The organism is Arthrobacter cheniae (assembly GCF_003602275.1).
In the GTDB taxonomy this organism is placed as follows: domain Bacteria; phylum Actinomycetota; class Actinomycetes; order Actinomycetales; family Micrococcaceae; genus Arthrobacter_D; species Arthrobacter_D cheniae.
Genome location: NZ_QZVT01000013.1, coordinates 27282 through 47206 on the forward strand (window position 1 = coordinate 27282; position 19925 = coordinate 47206).

The 19925-nt window shown below is 62.9% G+C and carries 19 protein-coding genes; 11 read left to right on the forward strand and 8 right to left on the reverse strand.

All coding sequences use genetic code 11. The features are described 5' to 3' along the window. Positions 1–51: 51 nt before the first annotated feature. Positions 52–270, reverse strand: a complete 219-nt coding sequence (locus tag D6T63_RS20135; protein WP_328588686.1) for a DUF1349 domain-containing protein — start codon at positions 268–270, stop codon at positions 52–54. Positions 271–660: 390 nt separating this feature from the next. On the opposite strand from D6T63_RS20135, the gene D6T63_RS19575 reads away from it, so the two are divergent. Together D6T63_RS19575 and D6T63_RS16955 are read left to right on the forward strand one after the other, a co-directional pair. Continuing rightward, positions 661–861, forward strand: a complete 201-nt coding sequence (locus D6T63_RS19575) for a hypothetical protein (RefSeq protein ID WP_220725964.1) — start codon at positions 661–663, stop codon at positions 859–861. Between the two features lie 48 nt (positions 862–909). Next, on the forward strand, positions 910–1818 hold the full coding sequence (locus D6T63_RS16955; RefSeq protein WP_120150279.1) for a DNA/RNA non-specific endonuclease: 909 nt from the start codon (positions 910–912) through the stop codon (positions 1816–1818). A gap of 157 nt (positions 1819–1975) precedes the next feature. Here the strand turns inward: D6T63_RS16955 and D6T63_RS16960 are convergent, their stop codons facing one another. The 3 genes from D6T63_RS16960 to D6T63_RS16970 form a co-directional block, all read right to left on the reverse strand. Further along, positions 1976–2263, reverse strand: a complete 288-nt coding sequence (locus D6T63_RS16960) for a winged helix-turn-helix transcriptional regulator (protein WP_120150281.1) — start codon at positions 2261–2263, stop codon at positions 1976–1978. Further along, positions 2260–2664 (reverse strand): VOC family protein, encoded by a 405-nt coding sequence (locus D6T63_RS16965; protein ID WP_120150283.1) that lies wholly within the window; start codon positions 2662–2664, stop codon positions 2260–2262. The genes D6T63_RS16960 and D6T63_RS16965 overlap by 4 nt, the downstream gene beginning before the upstream one ends. Positions 2665–3209: 545 nt before the next feature. Next, positions 3210–4172, reverse strand: a complete 963-nt coding sequence (locus D6T63_RS16970; RefSeq protein ID WP_220725965.1) for a 1-phosphofructokinase family hexose kinase — start codon at positions 4170–4172, stop codon at positions 3210–3212. A gap of 191 nt (positions 4173–4363) precedes the next feature. Here D6T63_RS16970 and D6T63_RS16975 point away from each other — a divergent pair, with 191 nt between their 5' ends. The 6 genes from D6T63_RS16975 to D6T63_RS17000 all read left to right on the forward strand — a co-directional run bounded on the left by D6T63_RS16975 (position 4364) and on the right by D6T63_RS17000 (position 13450). Further along, complete coding sequence (locus tag D6T63_RS16975) at positions 4364–7084, forward strand: cation-translocating P-type ATPase (RefSeq protein ID WP_120150285.1); 2721 nt, start codon at positions 4364–4366, stop codon at positions 7082–7084. Between the two features lie 451 nt (positions 7085–7535). Continuing rightward, the gene (locus D6T63_RS16980; RefSeq protein WP_120150286.1) at positions 7536–8591 is read left to right on the forward strand and encodes a zinc-dependent alcohol dehydrogenase family protein; all 1056 of its coding nucleotides are present in this window, start codon (positions 7536–7538) and stop codon (positions 8589–8591) included. Positions 8592–9097: 506 nt separating this feature from the next. Beyond that, complete coding sequence (locus D6T63_RS16985; RefSeq protein ID WP_120150288.1) at positions 9098–10039, forward strand: ABC transporter ATP-binding protein; 942 nt, start codon at positions 9098–9100, stop codon at positions 10037–10039. Positions 10040–10045: 6 nt separating this feature from the next. Continuing rightward, positions 10046–11293 (forward strand): ABC transporter permease, encoded by a 1248-nt coding sequence (locus tag D6T63_RS16990; RefSeq protein WP_120150290.1) that lies wholly within the window; start codon positions 10046–10048, stop codon positions 11291–11293. A gap of 349 nt (positions 11294–11642) precedes the next feature. Further along, a complete protein-coding gene (locus D6T63_RS16995; protein WP_182977080.1) occupies positions 11643–13157 on the forward strand; it encodes an alpha/beta fold hydrolase in 1515 nt (504 codons plus the stop codon). Positions 13158–13234: 77 nt separating this feature from the next. Then, positions 13235–13450, forward strand: coding sequence for a hypothetical protein (locus tag D6T63_RS17000; protein ID WP_120150294.1), 216 nt, complete (start codon positions 13235–13237; stop codon positions 13448–13450). A gap of 163 nt (positions 13451–13613) precedes the next feature. On the opposite strand, the gene D6T63_RS17005 is transcribed toward D6T63_RS17000, so the two are convergent. The 4 genes from D6T63_RS17005 to D6T63_RS17025 form a co-directional block, all read right to left on the reverse strand. Beyond that, a complete protein-coding gene (locus tag D6T63_RS17005; RefSeq protein ID WP_182977081.1) occupies positions 13614–14612 on the reverse strand; it encodes a bactofilin family protein in 999 nt (332 codons plus the stop codon). Positions 14613–15163: 551 nt separating this feature from the next. Beyond that, complete coding sequence (locus D6T63_RS17015) at positions 15164–16300, reverse strand: lycopene cyclase family protein (RefSeq protein WP_182977082.1); 1137 nt, start codon at positions 16298–16300, stop codon at positions 15164–15166. Between the two features lie 460 nt (positions 16301–16760). Continuing rightward, a complete protein-coding gene (locus D6T63_RS17020; protein ID WP_147394418.1) occupies positions 16761–17555 on the reverse strand; it encodes a GAF domain-containing protein in 795 nt (264 codons plus the stop codon). Positions 17556–17762: 207 nt separating this feature from the next. Further along, positions 17763–18161, reverse strand: a complete 399-nt coding sequence (locus D6T63_RS17025; RefSeq protein ID WP_182977083.1) for a DUF7793 family protein — start codon at positions 18159–18161, stop codon at positions 17763–17765. Positions 18162–18403: 242 nt separating this feature from the next. Here D6T63_RS17025 and D6T63_RS17030 point away from each other — a divergent pair, with 242 nt between their 5' ends. From D6T63_RS17030 to D6T63_RS17040, 3 genes are all read left to right on the forward strand, one after another. After that, complete coding sequence (locus tag D6T63_RS17030) at positions 18404–19003, forward strand: TetR/AcrR family transcriptional regulator (RefSeq protein ID WP_182977084.1); 600 nt, start codon at positions 18404–18406, stop codon at positions 19001–19003. 241 nt (positions 19004–19244) lie between these two features. After that, positions 19245–19472: an ANTAR domain-containing protein gene (locus D6T63_RS17035; protein WP_268878033.1), complete on the forward strand. Its 228-nt coding sequence runs from the start codon at positions 19245–19247 to the stop codon at positions 19470–19472. A gap of 36 nt (positions 19473–19508) precedes the next feature. Further along, on the forward strand, positions 19509–19865 hold the full coding sequence (locus D6T63_RS17040) for a hypothetical protein (protein WP_120150308.1): 357 nt from the start codon (positions 19509–19511) through the stop codon (positions 19863–19865). Positions 19866–19925: the final 60 nt, after the last annotated feature.

Consider the following 19925-nt stretch of genomic DNA (forward strand, 5'->3'; position numbering starts at 1 on the left):
TCAATCCTCACCCTGAGGAATAGCCTTTGCGGGCAGATGCCCACCGGATCTCTATGGGTTAGGTCTCGGGTGCAGGCTAGCGCCGGGCGGGGTGATCCGCCAAGAGGTGAAGTGGACTGCGAAGTCAGCGCTGGTGGATGCACAGCAGAAGGACCCTGCTGTGACTGTTGCATCCGCGACGAGGAGGGCGACGCGGACGAGCCGCCAGGGTTCGTCGTCGACGTGGGCGCGCTCGGCGGATACGGGCGCAGCGCCTGCCAACCCCCACACCAAACCCAGTACCGGTGTCGATGCCGGAACGCACGCCGGCCCTGGCGCCGGCTTTGAACTTCACCCGGTCCGGCAGGTGTGTGAGGTAGGGACGTTGCTGATGCGTGTGGCTGAGGGCCACGCGCCGGCGTTCGAGGATCTGTACGAGCGCACCGCGCACCGCGTGTACGGGCTTGTGCGCAAGGTCATCACCCATGGCGATGCTCGGCGGCCTCTACGTCCTGCTGGCCGCGGTCGCACTGACCATCATCATCTTCACCACCGCAGCACTAAGCCACCTCAGCCAGCACTTTCTCCCGGCAACGCACTAGCCACGACGCCACGGGACCTGCTCATCAGTGGCGGAGAGATCAGTTGTACCAACAACCATTGGCCGGCCCAATAGTGCAAATGAAAGCCGAGGGCCAGAGCGATCAGGCTGAAGGCGATCTCAAGCAGAAACGGGCGCAGATACTGGGGTCTGCCTGCAAGATTGGCGGGGACCGAAGGCCCAGGCTCGTGGCCAGCTTAGCCACAGCCTGGGCCGCCATGTCGGTCCTGTTGCTGGCCAACGGCCCAGTGATTATCGCAGCCGGCCTGATCACGCTCTAGGCCGAAACCGTTCATTCCTTTGTCGCCTGCCGCTGGTAGCTTCGCCGAATGGACGTCACACTGCCTGCACCTCAGACCGCGCACACTGCCACGGCTGCCAGCTTCGCTAACCGTAAGGGCTTCGGCGAGGACTTCCTCGGCGTCATGGTGCCCATCCCAACTCTTGACGGCATCGAGACGATCCTGCTCCCGTACATGCATTTCTCGGTATTGCTGCGCCCGGACAAGCGTTTGGCGGCCGTCACGGCCCTTGGTATTGATGGCGCGAAGCTCATGGACCTTGATCGGTCCGGGATCCAGTGGCGGCTGGATCCGCGGATCAGTGAGGACCTGCAGACCGGGGAACGGGTCTACGCCCGCAATGACATCGACCGCGGGCACCTGGTCCGCCGCGCCTCCGCCGTCTGGGGTGACACCCGGGCCGAAGCAGCCACCGCGAACGAGGACACTTTCCACTACACGAACGCCGCCCCACAGGCGGCCAAGTTCAACCAAGGCCTCGAGCTCTGGCTGGGACTGGAGTCCTACCTGCTGGAGAACGCCGCCGACAACGGCCGGCGCCTGATCGTGTTCACCGGCCCGATTTTCAGCGACATGGATCCCGTGTACCGGGGCGTGGAAATCCCGCTGCGCTACTTCAAGATCGCCGTGTTCCTGCAAGAGGGATCACTTGCAGCCACCGGGTACGTCGTCGACCAAACCCCGCAACTCGCCGACCTCGACGACGTCCCAAAGCCAGGCACTGTCGGCGACGACGCACCCCCGCTGGGCCCGTTCCGCACCTTTCAGGTACCGATCCGCGACCTCGCCGCACTGACCGGGTTGGACCTGGCACAGCTGATCGCCGTCGACCGGATGCCGATCGCAGCAGCACTGCCAAGCGCACGGATCACCTCGACCTGGCGTGAGCTCTCCAGCCCCGAGTGCCTCGATCTGGACTTCGACCTCCCGTGCTGATCGTGAGCCCGGAGCGCATCCCGCACTCGGAAAGGCCTCGGAACAACGCTCGTTCCTCAAGCGCCGGCTGGGGCGGCGCGTGCTTGGATCGACAGTGCACTGAGCCCGCCCATGCCGAGGGGGACTTCAAGGCGTTGGAGGAGTCCGCCGTATTGCACTACACCTCTGCCTTCTTGGCGCCCCAACGTCCGAGTGCGACGATTGCCTCGCGCAGGGCAAGCCCGCGATCGGTCAGCGCGTAAGCCCGGGTGTTGTGTCGGAGGGGCAGGCGGGACAGTACGCCGGCCGCTTCGAGTTCGCGCAGCCGGGTAGCGAGGATGTTCGTCGGCACTCCGAGGTCGCGCTGTAGATCGCCGTAACGCTGCGGCCCGTCGAGCAACCGCTCCACGATGAGCAGGGCCCACCGTGCGCCGACGACGTCGAGGGCAGCGGCGAGGTCGCTCACGCGGTCGGATCGGCGTCCGGCTTCATCCAGAACGGCGAGTAGTGGTAGCCGTCGGGGTCGTCGAACTGGCGCTGGTACATGAAGGGGTAGTCGTCGGTGTCACCGATCCGCCCGCCGGCGGCGCCAGCTCGGTCAACGAGCTCATCGACCGCCTCGCGGCTGCCGAGGTCGAACGAGACCGTGACCTTCGAGGGCGTATGGAGTCCACCGACCACCTCCTCGACGCCGCCGACGCTCGCGTACATCTCCCGGCTGCCGAGCATGACGTACTGCTCGGGCGCGATCGCGAAGCACGACACGTTGTGATCCGACATCTCGGTGTTGAGGGTCCAGCCGAGGGCTGTATAGAAGGCGGTTGCCCGCTCGACGCTTTCGACCGGGCAAGTGATGAAGAGGCTCATGCGTCAACACTTGCAAAATGCAAGTGATCTGTCAAGGCCTAACTGCACGCTCCGGCTCGGCGTGTTCATCGAGAGCTCTTGTTTCCGGCTAGATCGGTGTGAACGGTGGTTTCGGTCATCCCGTCGCACGTCCGACCCGCCCGAGGTTGGCCCCGTAGGGAGCGCACGGCAGGGGCGATATCTCGTCGATGAGCTCATTGACGGCTTGGGCGATAAGGTCGCACTCGAGTGGGGGTAGGAGGATCAGCCCGTTGAGGTACGCGTCGATCTTGGATCTTCGTAACCACAAGCAACAGAACGAACCACCAACCCGACGCTCAGGCGCTGCGTAACGTCGCCCTGAGGCCCAACAAACTTCTCCAGGGCCGGGCCAGCTCCAGCCAGAACACGACCAAGCTCGTCCCCCACGTGGACCCCCCGACGGACGACGCGGCTGGCCGTCATTGCGTGACATCCAGACCTCACAGGCTTATTTTGCGGAAGCCGTGCGCGGACCCACATACCGCTCATCGGACCGTCCGGGCTGATGTTGCTCGCCATCGTCTTCAGAGCACTGTGGCCGAAAGTTCGGCTTCCAAACGTTCGACGTCGCCCCGGTGGCATAGTTCGGTTGCCGGGGTCATCGCGGTCGCGCTGCCGGCGGCGACTGCGGCCCGGAATGCACCTTTGATCGGGTGGCCCTGTGCGAGCCGTAGTACGAAGGCGCCAAGGAAACTGTCTCCGGCTCCGACGGTACTGAGTACCTGCACCGATGGCACCGACAGACGCATGATGCCTGACTTCGCGGCGAGGATCGCTCCCGCTTCGCCAAGGGTGAGGGCTACGTATTCAGTGGACCCGTCCGCAATCAGTGAAGAGGCCGCTTCCATCAGGCTCTGCTCACTATCGAGCGACGCGTTGAAATGCGCACCGAGTTCACGACGACTGGGTTTGACCAGGAAGACGCCCTCCGCCAGCGCTTGGGCGAGGGCAGGCCCGGAGGCATCCACAATGCAGTGTGCGCCACCCTCGCGCGCCAGGCGGGTCACCCGCGCATAGAAATCATCCGGAACCCCTGGAGGCAGACTGCCACTGGCAACGACATAGCCGCCCGTCGGAATCGCTCCGGCGACAGCAGACAGGCATGCGCGCCATTCCCTCTCACTGAACTCCGGGCCTTCGAGTACAAAGCGAAATTGCTCACCCGTCGTCGTCTCATCGACGGTGAAGTTCTGGCGGGTACTCCCAGAGATCGGTACCACCAATGTAGGGACCTGCTCAGCTTCAATGAGTTGGCGATAGGCCTCCCCGGTAGGACCTCCTGCTGTGTGCACTGCCAGAGTCTGCCCCCCGAGCCGCTGAACGACCCTCGACACGTTCACGCCTCCCCCACCTGGGTCGAGGCGGCTCGTGCCGCACCGCACCTTATGGAGGCTGACAACCTTCTCGGTCGAGGTGCTCACGTCCAGAGCCGGGTTTACCGTCAGGGTAAGAATCGGGCTCATGCTCGTCAGCTGGGGGGCTTTCATACGCCCCAGCATAGGAGAACCGATCGGCGCTGATCAGGGCATGGGTGGGGTCACTGCCCGCTTCACCGCCTGATGAATGCACGTGAGAATCTTCCTTTTCATTACGCGGCGGGAAGCGGGCGGTCGGTGGACCGATAGCCTGAGGTCAGGGCAATCATTCCGGTGTTGCTAAGTGCAAAGGAGGATGTCCGATGATTTCCGGCGTCACCCAGAAGGCATGGCATACCAGGTCAGCTGCTGAATCCGCAGCTGTTTTGGGCGTGGATCCCTCAGCGGGACTCACGACCGCCGAGGTGAACGCGCGGCGTGCCCGACACGGTTCGAATGTGCTCGAGGACGAGGCAGCAGTACCCGTCTGGAGAAGAATCCTGCGCTTGCTCGCCGACAGGATGATTCTGGTGCTCGTCGTCGCCGCAGTCGTGAGCGCCATCGTGTCCCGGGAATGGGAAACCCCCATTGTCATCCTCGCCGTGATCGTGCTCAATACGGTCCTGAACTATGTCCAGGAAAGCCGCGCGGAAAACAGTCTGGCGGCGCTGCGGACCATGTCGGTGGATACCTCGCGGGTGCGCAGGGACGGCCGCGCAGAGGAGGTGTCCAATGAGGAACTGGTGCCCGGGGATATCGTGCTGCTTGAAGCAGGCGAAACCATTCCCGCCGACGGACGGCTCCTTGAGTCCGCGCGGCTGCAGGTTGCGGAAGCGGCACTGACCGGCGAATCCCAGCCGACGGAAAAGGCCGCCGCCATCCTCGAGGATCCCGCACTGCCCCTCGCAGACCGCACGAACATGCTTTTCATGAACACGGACGTCACCCGTGGGCGGGCCGTTATGGTGGTCACCGGCACCGGCATGGACACCCAAATCGGCGGCATTGCCACCCTGCTCAAAGGCGCCGGTCAGGGAAAGACTCCCTTGCAACGAAGAATCGACCAGCTCGCCCAACTGTTGACCGTCGTCGCACTATCCGTCGTCACCGTCGTTTTTGTCCTCGGAATTCTCCGCGGACAATCCTGGTCAGATCTCCTCATCACCGCTGTATCCCTCGCTGTGGCTACGATCCCGGAAGGACTCACCGCGGTAGTCGCCTTCACCCTCGCCATGGGGGCCTCCCGCATGGCGTCGCGCGGAGCGATCATCAAGCAACTCTCCGCCGTGGAGACGTTGGGCAGCACCACCCACATCGCCACTGACAAGACCGGCACCCTTACCCTCAATGAGATGACGGCAAGGCGCCTGCATACAATGGGGCGCTCCTTCCGTGTCACGGGCGAGGGGTACTCCTCGGACGGAAGGATCCTCACCGGCGACGCCGAGCCGCTGCCGCCCATGTCCGATGCTCTTGTGGCAATGGCGCTCTGCAATGATGCGGGAATCCAAGCCGGCAAACTCGTGGGTGATCCCACGGAAGGCGCCCTGGTGGCGCTGGCCGCGAAGGGCGGGATCGACGTCGAAGCCGTCCGCGGTAACCACCCCCGGGTGGCAGAAGTGCCGTTCGATTCGGACTACAAGTTCATGGCCACCTTCCATGAACAGAATTTCACTGAAGGAGACCATACCGCCGCCAGGTTCCGGTGCTTCGTCAAGGGAGCACCAGGTGCCCTCCTGGAGCGGGCCGATTCCGTCCTCACCACGGAAGGCATTGTCCCGCTGACGGACATGGACCGGCAGAAAGTCGAAAAAGATGTTCAGGCGATGGCGGCCGAGGGCCTACGCACACTGATGATCGCTGGCCGTCGGCTGGACGGCCAGCTGCCAATCGACGACGACGAACTGCGTGCCGCCGCGAAACACCTGACCGTGTACGCCGTCGTCGGTATCGTTGATCCGCCCCGGGCGGAGGCTGCAGGCGCCATCGCCACTGCCCGCGCCGCCGGAATCGCTGTGCACATGATCACCGGAGATCACCTGACCACGGCCTCCTCCATCGCAGAACAATTGGGCATACCCGGCGAAGCCGCCTCCGGCACGGAGCTCGATGGCCTGAACGACGACGAACTGAACCGGCGAGCCGCCGGATTCGGAGTGCTTGCCCGTGTGGCGCCCGAGCACAAAATCCGCATGATCAAAGCCCTGCAGCAGGACGGAAACGTTGTAGCCATGACCGGCGACGGCGTGAACGACGCACCGGCGCTGAAGCAGGCGGATATCGGCATCGCCATGGGCATTACCGGCACAGACGTCTCCAAGAGCGCAGCGAAGATGATCCTGACCGACGACAACTTCGCCACCATCATCTCCGCCATCGAGGAAGGCCGCGGAATCTATGCGAACATCATCAAGTTCGTGAAGTTCCAGCTGACCACCGCGTGGGGATTCGTGCTGATCTTCATCACCGCCGGAGTCCTCGGCCTGGCCGGCGGAGCACCGTTCACCGCTTTGCAGATCCTGTGGGTCAACATCATCATGGATGGTCCGCCCGCCCTTGCCCTAGGCGTGGATCCGGCCGAACCGGACATCATGAAACAGAAACCCCGCCCAGCCGACGAGCCGTTGTTGACCCGCGACCGGCTGCTGCGGATCCTGGGACTCGGCCTCGTCATGGCGGCAGGCACCATCGCCGTTCTCGCCCTGGCACCGACCCTGTTCCCGGAAGCTTCCAGCAATCCACTGCTCGGAACCACCCTTGCGTTCACCACGTTCGTCTTCCTCCAGGTATTCAACCTGCTCAACGTACGCTCGGAATCCGGTTCCGTGTTCTCGCTGCAGACGTTCACCAACCGCAGCATCTGGGTGTCCCTGCTGGCCGTCGTGACACTGCAGGTCCTGGTAGTCAATCTCGACATGCTGCAGGGATTCTTCGAAACCACCGCCCTCAGCCCCGCACAATGGGGCCTGACCGTGCTCGTCGGGTCATCCGTACTCTGGGTCGAGGAAATCCGCAAAGCGATCGTACGGTTCCGGCATCACTAGCCGGACGTCACCGGACTCGTTCACCAGCGCTACTCGGACCCGATAGAGACCCGACCGGTCCTCATAAGCACCGCCATCGAAGGGCCGTGAAAGCCCACCCGGTCCCCCTGTCCTTCGAACGACGGCGGGACTCGACTACGAGCTGTTCCTGTTCACGCGGTCTCCCGAGAGTTGCGTGGAAAAAGCCCTACTGGTGCCCATCCTCGCAGCCACGTAGATCCAACACATTCACGCCCTGCAGCGGGGTCGTTGCGGTGGGAAAGCAACAGGACCTGTGCGATGAAGAAGGGCGACGGAATAGAGCCACTAATTCCTGCCGCCCCTGAACTGCGGCTGCGCACTGGAACAGCCCAAGTTACTGGGGTATACGCTGAGCGCTACTCCTGGAAACAGGAACGCCGCCGAACGCAGCTCTCAAGCGAAAGCGCCTCGGCCAGTCGAAGGAATATCGATGAAAGCGCTTGTTTACCACGGTCCTGGACAGAAGGCATGGGAAGACGTCGCGAATCCCACCATTCAGAAGCCGACCGACGTCATCGTAAGAATCGAAACCACCACCATCTGCGGTACCGACCTGCACATCCTCAAAGGTGACGTCCCGGCAGTCGAAGACGGGCGCATCCTCGGGCACGAGGGCGTCGGAACAATCACTGAGATCGGATCCGCCGTCACCAGCCTCACCATCGGCGACCGCGTGATCATCTCGTGTATCTCCGCGTGCGGACATTGCGAGTACTGCAAACAGGGAATCTTCTCCCATTGCCTCGGCGAAGAGGGCACCTCCGGAATCGGCTGGATCCTGGGGCACCTCATCGACGGGACGCAGGCCGAATTCGTCCGAGTCCCCTACGCAGAAACGTCCGTCTACAAAATTCCGGACAGCGTCAGCCCTCAGGAAGGGACATTGCTCTCCGACATCCTGCCAACCGGCCATGAGATCGGCATCCGATACGGCGCAGTCAAGCCCGGTGATGTCGTCGCCGTCATCGGTGCCCGTCCCGTCGGGCTCGCCGCTATCACCACCGCACAGCTATACGGCCCCGCACGAATCATCGCGATCGACATCGACCGGAACCGGGTGGAACAGGCAAAATTGTTCGGTGCCACCGACAGCATCGTATCGACGGATGACAACTGGAAAGACCAGGTAATGGCTCTCACCGACGGTCTCGGCGTTGACGTCGCCATCGAAGCAGTGGGGATACCGGAGACGTTCGCCATGGTTCTGGATATCGTCAGGCCCGCCGGTCACGTTGCCAACGCGGGGGTACACGGCAAAAGCGTGAACCTGCCGCTGGACAAGCTCTGGATCTCGAACATCACCATCACCACAGGCCTGGTGAACACCAACACCACCGGCACACTTCTCAAGCTCGTTGCGCAAGGAACACTGCCCGTCGACCAGTTCGTCAGTCACTCCTTCAACCTCCAGGACATCGAAAAGGCCTACGACACGTTCTCGCGGGCCGCAGAAACCAACGCGCTCAAGGTGATGCTCAACGCTTGAGCATCATCCGATCCGTGCGAACACAAAGCACGGCGAATCCGTAGCGCTCGATACCTGGGTAGATGGCCCGAGACTGCTGCCGGAACATACATCCAAAAAGGCCATCGGCCTAAGAACGCCAAAACCGTCGAAGTCCCTCACCTCGCGGCCACTGGTCGAGGCGCGGTCGCCGGCGTCGGCGTCGGCGTCGGCGTCGGAGCGGCCTAAGCCAGTACCGCAGTTCGCGCTCGGTACTGGGGTTCCCAATCGCCATCCATGTTCCGCTCATGGTTTTCGCCGCAGTGACGTCATCGGCAACCCAAGACGGGAGCTGGGGACCAGTCAGACCAGCTAGCATCGGGACTTTTGACCCTAGGTCGGTGGGCGGCGGGCGACGAGGCTTGGGCTCATGGTCACTCTTCGCACGCTCGGCAGTATCGCCTCAAGGCGGGCTGGCAGTAACTGGTTCCGCAGGTCTGCAGGGGTGCAGGGTGGATGAGGCGTTAGTTCGTGTCGAGCATTTTCGGATGGATTTCGGGCAGGCGACGGTCGTGGAGGATCTCTCGTTCGAGGTCCGAGCCGGGGAGACGTTCGGGTTCTTGGGCAGCAACGGATCCGGAAAGACCACGACCATCCGTGCGCTGCTGGGAATCTATCAGCCGACCTCGGGGAACCTCCACATCAAAGGCCGGCCCTTCCGGCCTGAGGAAGGCGGCCGGCTCGGCTACCTGCCCGAGGAGCGGGGCCTGTATAAGAAGGAAAAGGTTATTGACACGATGACCTACTTCGGGCGGCTGAAGGGCCTTAGTCGGGATCAGGCCCGCACCTGGTCGATGGGTTACCTGGAGCGGGTTGCCCTAGCCGACAAGGCATCATCCCGGTTGGACAAGCTCTCCGGCGGCCAGCAGCAGAAAGTCCAGTTGGGGGTGACAATCATGAATTCCCCCGAACTGCTGATCCTGGATGAGCCCACGAAGGGTTTTGATCCAGTGAACCGGCACCTGCTCATGGACATCATCGAGGAACAGAGACTTCAGGGGGCGACCGTGGTCATGGTCACCCACCAGATGGAGGAAGTCGAGCGGCTCTGTGACCGGGTGATCCTGCTCAAGAACGGGCGCGCCGAGGCATACGGCACCATCGACGCAGTGCAGAACCAGTACTGGGGCCGGAGTGTCCGCCTGACATATACGGGCACCATCCCGGCCTCGAATCTGTATGAGCCGATACGGGTGGGCCACAACGACGCCGAACTGTCCCTGGCCGATGACCAGGACGAAGCCGACGTCCTGCGCCAGCTCGTCCAGGCCGGAGTCAGGGTCCGCAGTTTCACCACCGCGAAAACCTCCCTGGAGGATATCTTCCTGCAGGTCTACGGGGACCAGAACGAGCATCCCGGCACTGGTTCCAGGCAGGCGTCAAGCCATCGCGCCGGCGAGCCCACTACCCTGCAACCGGCGGGAGCGTAACCCCAAATGGCCCGCCACAACCTCTCCACCGTCGTCTCGTTCGAGTTCTTCCGCACCATCACCAAGTCCCGGTTCTGGATCGGAACCCTGTCCGTGCCGGTCGTCATGGGCATCGTCATAGCCCTGATCTACCTGTCCAATTCCTCCACCAGCGCCGCCACCGATGCCCGGGGCGACGCGCAGTTCAGCATCTCCTACACGGACGCCTCCGGGTTTATCACCCCCGAGCAGGCCGCCGCATTCGGCGCCGAACCAGCACCCGCCCAAGAGCAGGCGATTGCCGCAGTGAGGAACGAGTCCCTGGACGCGTACTTCGTCTTTCCCGTTAACCCGGTCACCCAACCGATCCGGGTGTATGGGGTGGATGAGGGAATTTTCGAGAACGGGAAGTACTCCGCCGTCGCCCAAGCGATGCTCGACACCGCGGTCCAGGCCCGCATCGAGGACCCGGCCGTGGTGGCCCTGACCCAGGCCGAGCCCGTGGTGGAGGTCATCACCTACGCCGACGGTGCCGAAGCCGAAGCCGGTGGTATCAACGCGATCATCCCGCCGATGTTCTACATCGTGATCTTCTACGCCCTGATCGTCCTCCTCGCCGGGCAGATGCTCGCCTCCACCCTCGAGGAGAAGGAGAACAGGGTCACCGAGATGATCCTGACCACCCTGAACCCCACCACCCTCATCAGCGGCAAAGTCATTTCCCTGTTTCTGCTCGGAGCCCTGCAGATCATCCTGTTCTCCGCACCGATGATCATCGGGTACCTGTTCTTCCGCCAACAGATCCACATTCCCGACGTCGATCTCTCGACCCTGATCTTCGACCCGCAGACCATAACCGTCGGATTCCTCCTCATGGTCGGAGGTTTCAGTCTTTTCACCACCACTCTCGTGGCCCTGGGGACGATCATGCCCACCGCCAAGGAAGCCCGGAACTTCATGGGCATCATGATCGCCCTGCTCTTCGTGCCCGCCTACGCGGTGCCCCTGATCGTCTCCAACCCCCAGGCCCTCATCGTGCAGCTCTTCACCTACTTCCCCTACTCGGCACCGGTGACCGCGATGCTGCGCAACGGATTCGGGTCCCTGGACCTCCTTGAAGCCGGAATCGTCATCTCGATCCTGTTCATCGGATCCGCGATCATGCTCCGCCTGGCCGTGAAACTCTTCCAATACGGCTCCATTTCCTACACCTCCAGAATCAGCCTCACGAAAGCCCTCTCCCCCAAACGCCGTCCGGCACCAGCGCACACCTGATCTGGAACACACGCCACTTGGCGCCTCAACCACCGCGTATTTGCCCGGTCGCGGCACCTGCAGCCGGGTGCCCGTCATGCGAGGGTTCCCTCCCCGCCGGACTCGGGTCTTTCGGCCCTGACTTCCGGGTTCGTCGCTGGCTACCGTGGAGAGCAAGGCTTTCCAGAGCCGCACGAACCACCCAACTGTGTAACAGCGAACCAGCACCGAGGCAGGCGCCCCACAACCGCATCATCCGTTCAGGATGAATCTTGGGACTCACCTGTCGCGTGCATCCAAGCCTCTCAGGAACGATGAAGACGGGCGTGGTGGGGCGGTCGCCTCGCCACCGTCCAGGACGCGAGTCGACATGCAATTGGTTCAAGAACACACCATCCCCTCTCCCCTATCGAAGAATTTTCCCCTTCGCCTGCTGGTTGGCGTGCTGGTGGTCCTGCTCGCGGGACTCATGGCGGGGTGGCTCCTGCCGCGCGGGCCGGTGACAACTGCGGCCGCGGTCCTTACCCTGGCAGTGGCCCTGATGGCGGGACTGGGGGCGGGCTGGCTCGCCCGGACCGCGTGGATCCTGCTGATCGCCCCGGTCACGTTCATGGGTGTCTTCGAGCTGGCGCGCATCCGCGTCGACGGTCCGACGGTGGACGGCATCGACCTCAGCGGGACCTACGGCATCATCGCGCTGGTCGGCGGCCGGGGAATCGACGCGCTCCTGATGCTCCTGCCGTTGATCGTCGGCTGTGGCTGGGGTCTCGTTCTGGCGCGGCGGTACGGCCGTCCCGTGCGGTCCGGCGTCCGCGGGCGCCCTTTGGTCCGCTTCGGTGTGCTGGCCATCGCGACGGCCGCTGTGATCGTGCTCGCCGCGGGTCTCATCCGCCCTGCGTCCACCCCGGCGATCATCGGAGCTGATGGGCCAGTGGCGGGGAGCATCGCCGAGATCGTCGACGTACCGGTCGGCGGCCATGACCAGGCTATTCTGCTCCGCGGTGCCTCTACCGAAGCCCCCGTCCTGCTGTATCTGGAGGGAGGACCCGGAGGCACCGGTATCGGTCGGATCCGCAACTCCGGCCAGGACCTGGAGCAGGACTTCGTCGTCGCCACCTGGGACCAGAGAGGCACGGGAAAGTCCAATGACGCGCTGGAGCCGACGTCCACCCTGACCGTCGAGCAGATGGTGAAGGACACGCTCGAAGTCACCGAGTACCTCCGGAGCCGATTCGGTGAGCAGAAGATTTATCTGGTCGGCAGCTCCTGGGGAACAATACTGGGGACCCTGGCGGTCCAACGCTCCCCCGGGTTGTTCCACGCCTATGTCGGCACCGGCCAGATGGTCGATCCGTTCGAAACCGACCAGTTGATGTATGCCGAAAGCCTGAAAGACGCGCAGGCCCGTGGCGACGACGACACGGTGACGGCATTGCAGGACCTCGGCGAGCCACCCTACGAGAACACCCTGGACTACCCCGTGGCCATCGCCTCGAACCCGAAGCTGATGAACTTCCAGCACGGGTCCGATTTCAGTGCGTCATCGGGATACCCCTTCAGTTTCTTCGTCGGCGAATACACTCTCCTGGAGCAACTGCGCGGAATGGCTGCGATCGCGGAGACCTTCGACGTCCTGTACCCGCAACTGAGCCGCACGGACTTCCGCACCGACGTCACCACGCTCGACGTCCCCGTCTACATCGTCGAGGGCCGATACGAAGCAGCCGGACGGGAAACACTGGCGCGGGAGTGGTACGACCTCCTTGCCGCCCCCACCAAGGACTACATCCGGTTCCCCGACTCGGGGCACACACCACCGTTCGACGAACCCGGACAATTCGCCAAACTCATGTCCGACATCCTCACGGCAACGAAGGCCCCGTGACCGGACTTCCACGGGAGCGACCCTTCCCGCACACGGATGATTTTGGTGCGGAAGTGCCGTTGTGCGCGGCATCGAGGATGCCGCAGCCGCTTCTCCTGACGTGCTCCGGGTTCCGCCGCGAGTGCGCGATGCAGCGTCAGTTGGCCCGGGACCTGGAACACCACGTGGAGTACGCCCGCCCCCAAGACAGGGCGAACGAGGCGATGAAGAAGGTGATCAGCGAACGGACCGGCATCCCGATCGGTCTCGACGCTGCGGTGCTGTGCTGGTACTCCCGGTTGTGCTGGCCATGACTACACCCTCTTCTGCATCCGGCCACCTCCCGAAGCTGGCGGGGCCGTCCTACACGTCGAGCTTCGTTTGGGCTTGGGGCCTTCAGCCGCGGCAATGGGATGTCTGGAACATCTGAAGTACGCAGGACGGTGTCGCACCCGGTGCGACGGGCTGCCGGTCCGATCAGGCCTGTGTTTCGGCGAGGTCCTTGACCGTGGTCGACGTCACCGCGGGCGGGGGTGGTGTGGTGACTCCTTCGCTCCGGGTGCGGTGCCATGGCCGCTGGCTGTGAATCGCCAGAAGCTGTGCTCCAAGGCCGATCAACACCATGGCGGCCCATACCGCGACGTTCAGCCACGGAATGTGCAGCGCGACAATGAGGATGGCACCACCGACGAGAGCCTTCACGACGGGAGGTTGGTTGCCCCGGAACAGGAGCCGCCCGATGTAGTACGCGCCGTAGACGAATGTTGCGAGTGTGAGGGTGAGCCACACCAATAGGCCCGCAAGCGCGAGGGGTGCCCCGATGATCGTCACCAGGATGACCAGCAACGCAATGGGGACGGTGATGGAGGCCACGAGCCCGACGAGTAGCGCTTTCCAGGGCGCCGGAACGAGGTGATCGGTCACCCGGTGCAACAAGCGCGGAAGGAGCAGTCCCGTAAGGGCCGTAATGACGCTCAACGCGACCAGCGCATAAAGCAACCCGAGGAACCAGCTGCCGAACAGGGCCCAGGGCGAGACTTCGACGGTGGGTGATTGCGACGACTCGACTCGCTCCACAGTGCCACTGACTGCGCCTTCGGCGATGCGCGCGTCGATGTCGCTGTTGTAGGTGACGTTGCCCCCGACTGATCCGTCGATGGTGAGGTTTTCGGTACTGACCAGCACATCCCGCCCCACCGGCCCGGCGATTGTTATCTCTTGTGCGGCACCCACTACATCGTCACCGAACGAGCCTGTATCGCTGACATTGACGGTCGCCGCGAAGATGGTTCCGCTGCGCGAGATGTCACCGTTGATCGTCACGTTGTCCCCGGCAAGACGGACGTTGCCGTCAACGTTCCCGGTGATGGTGATGCTCTGGGCTGCCGCGATCACGTCACCCGTAATGTCGCCGGTGATGGTAACGCTCTGGCCGGCCGCATACACGTCCCCATCAACATCGTTCGTGATGTTCACGGCCGAGGCACTGTAAAGCTGTGGGCCTTCACCGTCATTTACCACGAAAGGCGCGGTCGGCGCGGAAAGCGAGCTCGACGTCGAGGAAGCGGCGGCTGAGCCCGGCCCCATAGTGAGAACTAGAATCCCCGTCGCGAGAATCGTGGCGACGGCCCTCCTGGTATGTGACAGAAGTTCCATTTCAATGCCTCTCTCGCGCCTGGGCAGCCCGTACTCGAATTCGCCCTATCGGATGCCGCAGGCGGTTGTGTCCGGTGAGTTGCAAGTCTCGTGGGCTGCACACGCCGCCACGGCGATTAGGATCAGTTTTCCAGCGAGATTTCCTCTGCGGCAGGGTCGAAGGTCCCGACACTGCCATCACCTGATTCACTGCACAGGAGGCGTAGCACATGGGCCATGAATGCCTGGTCGTGCGTCGGGCGGCGGAAGCACACAGCACCAGGAACGAGAACGGCGGTGCTCACCGCGATACCGAAGGTTGGGGATTTCACTACTCACGTCGGGGTGATCCTCCTGACCTCTGTAGCAATCTCTTGTTCTGGTTACCCGATTCAGATCCACAGGCGTGGCTGCAGGAGCATCGTGACCGGCATGGACCCAAGCAGCCGCTGCTCCTCTGCGAAAGTGGTGCGCTCATCAAGGAAATCAAGGACGAGATCAGCGTCTCCAGAGGTGAACGCGGCCTTCATGAACTGCACCGCCTGTTCGGGATCGTGCTTCCACATCCTGAGGACAGGCTTGTCGTACCAACGGAAACGTGGGGACGGCCGGGGAACATCAGCTGATCCCGTGGTCGCAAGGGAGGAGGCGATGTGTTGGGTTTGACGCAGGATCCGGGTGAAGCCGTATCCCGTGGTGGCCTTGACAGCTCCGGAGGGCGTTCCTATACGCACATGGCGGCCGCGGGAAGGACTCGAGCGAATACCCAAGGGGATGCACCCCCGCTCCACGGACAAGGTGGAAAACTCGCTCACGCCCCAGACCTCGCGGAGGTAGGCCGACGTCGCCTGTTCGAACGAGAATTCCGGGCCCGGTCTCCTACCTGGCATGATCCGGGTGACCTCGATGAAGGCTTCTCGGTCTGATACCGGCAGAACACAGTGGAAATGCACGGGGTTGTGGTTCCCGGATCGGAAGTCGATAAACGTGGCAATGGATGGGTCGAAGGACTCGTGCGGAGTCCTTATTCGTCGGACCTCCCCCGACATGAGCAGTGGTGCCTTGATCCCGGGCGGGGGCACGGTGCTGTCGAAGCAGTAGGACGCCGTGAGTAGCCGACCATCGGAGAGGGCCACCTCCACAGAGCCTCTATGGGCTCGTACTCGTGAAATCTGAGCGTCAAGACGCGTGACGTGAGGGTTGGCGTCGATGACGTCGTCGAGGCATCGGAAGACGGTCCGAGAGGAGGTGAGGCACAGGCGGTGGCGCGTGAGCGGCAGAACCCGCTGAGCAGATCCTGCATCGACTGCGAGGCTCATGAACGTGGCTACGGGTACCAGGGGCAACGGGAGTGCCTTGTCGTGCCAGTAGATCAGGGAACGGTGCGCGTAGTGATCTCCGGCGTCGTCGACGATGAGGATCCGGGTCCCGGTCAGCGCTGGTTCCCGGCTCAGGAAACAAGCGAGGCTACGCCCGGCAAGTCCACCCCCGGCGATAATGACGTCGTACTCCTGCGCTCGGTGGGTCATCAGTAGGAGGTTCCTTCCAGATGTGGGCATCTCTGCGGCCGCTTCCAGAGACCATCAGCGAGTCCTGGGGCCGATTGTCCTGACCGGACGAGCGACGGTAGCTTGAGCATGCCGTGCACCAACAGGGTACAAAGTACCGACCCGGCCGGCGGATCCTTGCGAGGGGTGCCGTTGGGCCCATTTCTCACAGGCTGCCGATCGGTGACAAAGCGGCCAAGAGCATCGGGACCCGCGGAACCGGTACCGACGGCGCGGTCGCCAGCTACACCGCCAGGATCCCCTTGCCGCTAAAACACCTTCGGCACGGTCATCGAAGACATACTTGCACCATGCCGAGTCGCCCGAGAACGAGCCCAGCGACTCGCTCGTGCGCCAGAGGATTGCCTCTCGCCCTAGTTTCACAAACAACCAGATCCTGAACGGCGACACGCAATGAGATTTGAACCAGTCGCGGTTGAACCTACATCTGCATCTGTACCTGCGCGGCCAGATACCGGAGTGCTTGCGCGTCATTTTCAGTGAAGGTCCGTGATCGGTCATCCATGAGGCAGAGGGCGCCGATGCGCCAGCCGCCCGCGGTGCAGACAGGGTGCCCGGCGTAGAAGCGGACCCCGGGTCTGCCAGCGACGAGGGGATGATCTCGCCACTCCGGGTCGGTGCTGGCATCAGCAATGACAAGGGTACGGTCCTGCTCGATGGTCCTCGCGCACAGGGAGAGGTTCCGGGGAAGGTCCTGACCCAGAGACCCGACGACGGATTTGATGACCTGCAAATCCTCCGTGATCAGGGTGATCGACGCCGAACTAACCCCGAAATGATCCCGGGCCTGCCGGGTGATCCGGTCGAAGCGTTCCTCCGCCCCGGACTCGAGCAACCGTGATTCGTACAACGCGTGCAGGCGCCGGAACTCGACATCATTCAGATGAGGATCGCACCCAAACGGATCCGTGGCGTGAGCGGCACTAAAGGCAACGGTTCCGGAGCTGGTGCTGTGGTCCCCAACGGGTGAGGCACTGAAGTCGTACCGGTCAGGGGAGAGGGTCAGGGGGCGAAGGTAATCGCTGTGCCCGGAAAGGGACGCCGAGTACTGGTCACTGTAATGTGCACCATCGGCAGTGGATCCGGTGCTGTCGAGCAGCTCATTCACCGCCTGAGCCAGCAAGTCTCGCTGCGGCGCCGGGAGCATCATGATGCCGGAAAAGTACCCTTCGACCTCCAACTCATCAGCATCCCCAGCAAGAGCCAAGAACGTCATGAAGATATCCTCAAGGCCCAGGCCGGCTGCCCGTACAGTCTGGATCGCGCTCCACTGCTGCACATACTCATCCAGCACTTCTCGTCCTCCGCCGACTTCGTCCGTACGTTCCTGGGTGTCCCTTTGTCTCCCGGGGACGCCCCTCTGCTTCCGGGTGCCGGTCAGAAGTAGGATCTCCTGTTCTTGGTGCGTTCGGCAGCAGCGTCTTCATGCTCGCAGTGCCAGGTGCGCTATTGGTTGTTGGTGCAACCAGGCAAGGGCCTCGTCCCGGTCCTCGAAATACTCGATGAGGTAGGAGGGTCTATGAACTGCCTGGAAGTGCGTGATGAGCACCTTCTCCACAGGGGAACGGCCAACTGCTGCGACTATCGGTACGTCCCTCAGCCCGGCGAGCAGGTTAAGAGCCTGCCGGGTCAGGGTGACCATGCTGTTGAGATCGACCAGCATCAGGGAGCAATCACGAGCGCTCAGTGGTTGCATGGAGTCCACAAGCGCCCAGACGTCCTCGACGGTTACGTGGGAGGATTCCGCCCATCGCAGCGTCAGCACACCCTCCTCGGCGCGCTCGAGCTGAAACTTCCCAGCGATGATCGGTGATGCCGCCATTGACCGCTCCTCACTTACCAGTTCGGAATCGAGCTCTTGCATCCCGTTCGGGAAGGCGCCGGTGCCGGCGCCGCATCTCTGCATCACCGGCGCCGCGCGGATCGGGTGTTATGCCTCTCCAACCCCGACTGTTTGGGGGGAACAGCGGGATGCCCCAGCATATCGGAAGGACAGACCAGTCTGTCTACTTGGCCGTCTACTCTATTATTGAGGAACCGGCCAAGTATCGAAGGACGCTCCTGATGACAGCGGTAACACAAGCATCGACGACTGCCAGGGAGCGGATCCTGGCGACGTCCTACGACCTCTTCCTGCAGCAGGGTGTCCGGGCCGTCGGCGTGAACGAGATCATCGCTACGGCCGGCGTCGCCAAAGCAACCTTCTATCACCACTTCCCGTCCAAGGACGATCTCGTCATGGCGTTCTTCGAACGCCGCCAGCAGCTCTTCACCGTCGGCTACCTCGCCGCTGAGTGCGAGCGCCGCTCCGACACTCCCCGGGGACAATTGCTGGCGATCTTCGACATCTTCGACGAGTGGTTCCACGCGCCGGACTTCGCAGGCTGCCCCTACATCCGCGCCCTGTTGGAGACCGGACCGGGCCATGCCATCGGAGCTGCCGCTCTCCTCTACCTGGACGACATCCGCTCTAGCGTGGAAAAAGCCGCCGCGGCGATGGGACTGACGAACCCGGAGGACTTCTCCTACTGTTGGCTGGTACTCATGCAGGGCGCCGTCGTTTCCGGTGTCGGCATCGACCCGGGCAGCAGTTCAAGAATCAAAAGACTGGGCGAGCACCTCATTGGCCTTCACACACCTGCTGATGACCGAACGATTAGCTGAACCGCGCTGAACCCGGGTGTAGCTGCCGAACATCAGCCCAGTGTGTTGCTAGGAGCCCTCGAGTCGATTCCGCACCGGAATACCTCCTGCGGCGCGCGGCGCGTGTTGGCCTAGTGTTCTCGGCTCTGGGCAGCAGAGGTCCAGCACAACCACCCCGACAACCGGTCTTTCCCAGTCCTTCCCGGGCCTTGCCTCATGACCGTGACATGTGTAATGCGAGCAGCCGTGTATCCAAGGGCCGTTGGACCGTACGGCGGTCGGCGTCATCATGACCCAGAACCAGTTCAGCCAGGAACAAGCTTTCGCGATCCTCGCCCAGGCTGCCAGCACCCGCACCATCAAACTCCGGGACCCCGCCGCCAGCATCATCGAATCGGTAGGCCAGACCCTGCGCCAAGGGATCACCGGAAGCTGCGAAGGACTACCACCCAAACCCTTACCTGACCTCACTTATCTCCCTGCACCATAGAATCAGTACTCAAAAACAGGTAAAGGAGTTTATGTCGTGCCTTACCGCAGCAAGAAGCTCCTCGAGCAGTGGGTCCGCGAGTTCATCGCGACCAGCGACGACTCACCCAGTGGTATTGAAGTCCTCCGTCACGACGGCGGAGCAGGAGCTGACACCGGGCTGGTGGTGATGCGAATGACCGATTTGCCCTCGGACGTCTACCTTTACCCGGCCGGACCCGGTGACCCGAACTGGGAAGTTAACTTCGGGCCGCGTGAACGGGACCTCACCATGAGCGCAGCCAAACTCCGGAACCTCGCGAAGGAACTCACCCAGGCGGCGGCGTTGTGCGAGTTCCTCGAAGCCAAATCAGCACATCACACCCCGGGGTCAGGACACATAACGGCTCCGTAAGCGTGGGCGTAGGACTAGGCGTAGGCAACGCTTCGTACGATCCCGTCCTACCGGTGGGCT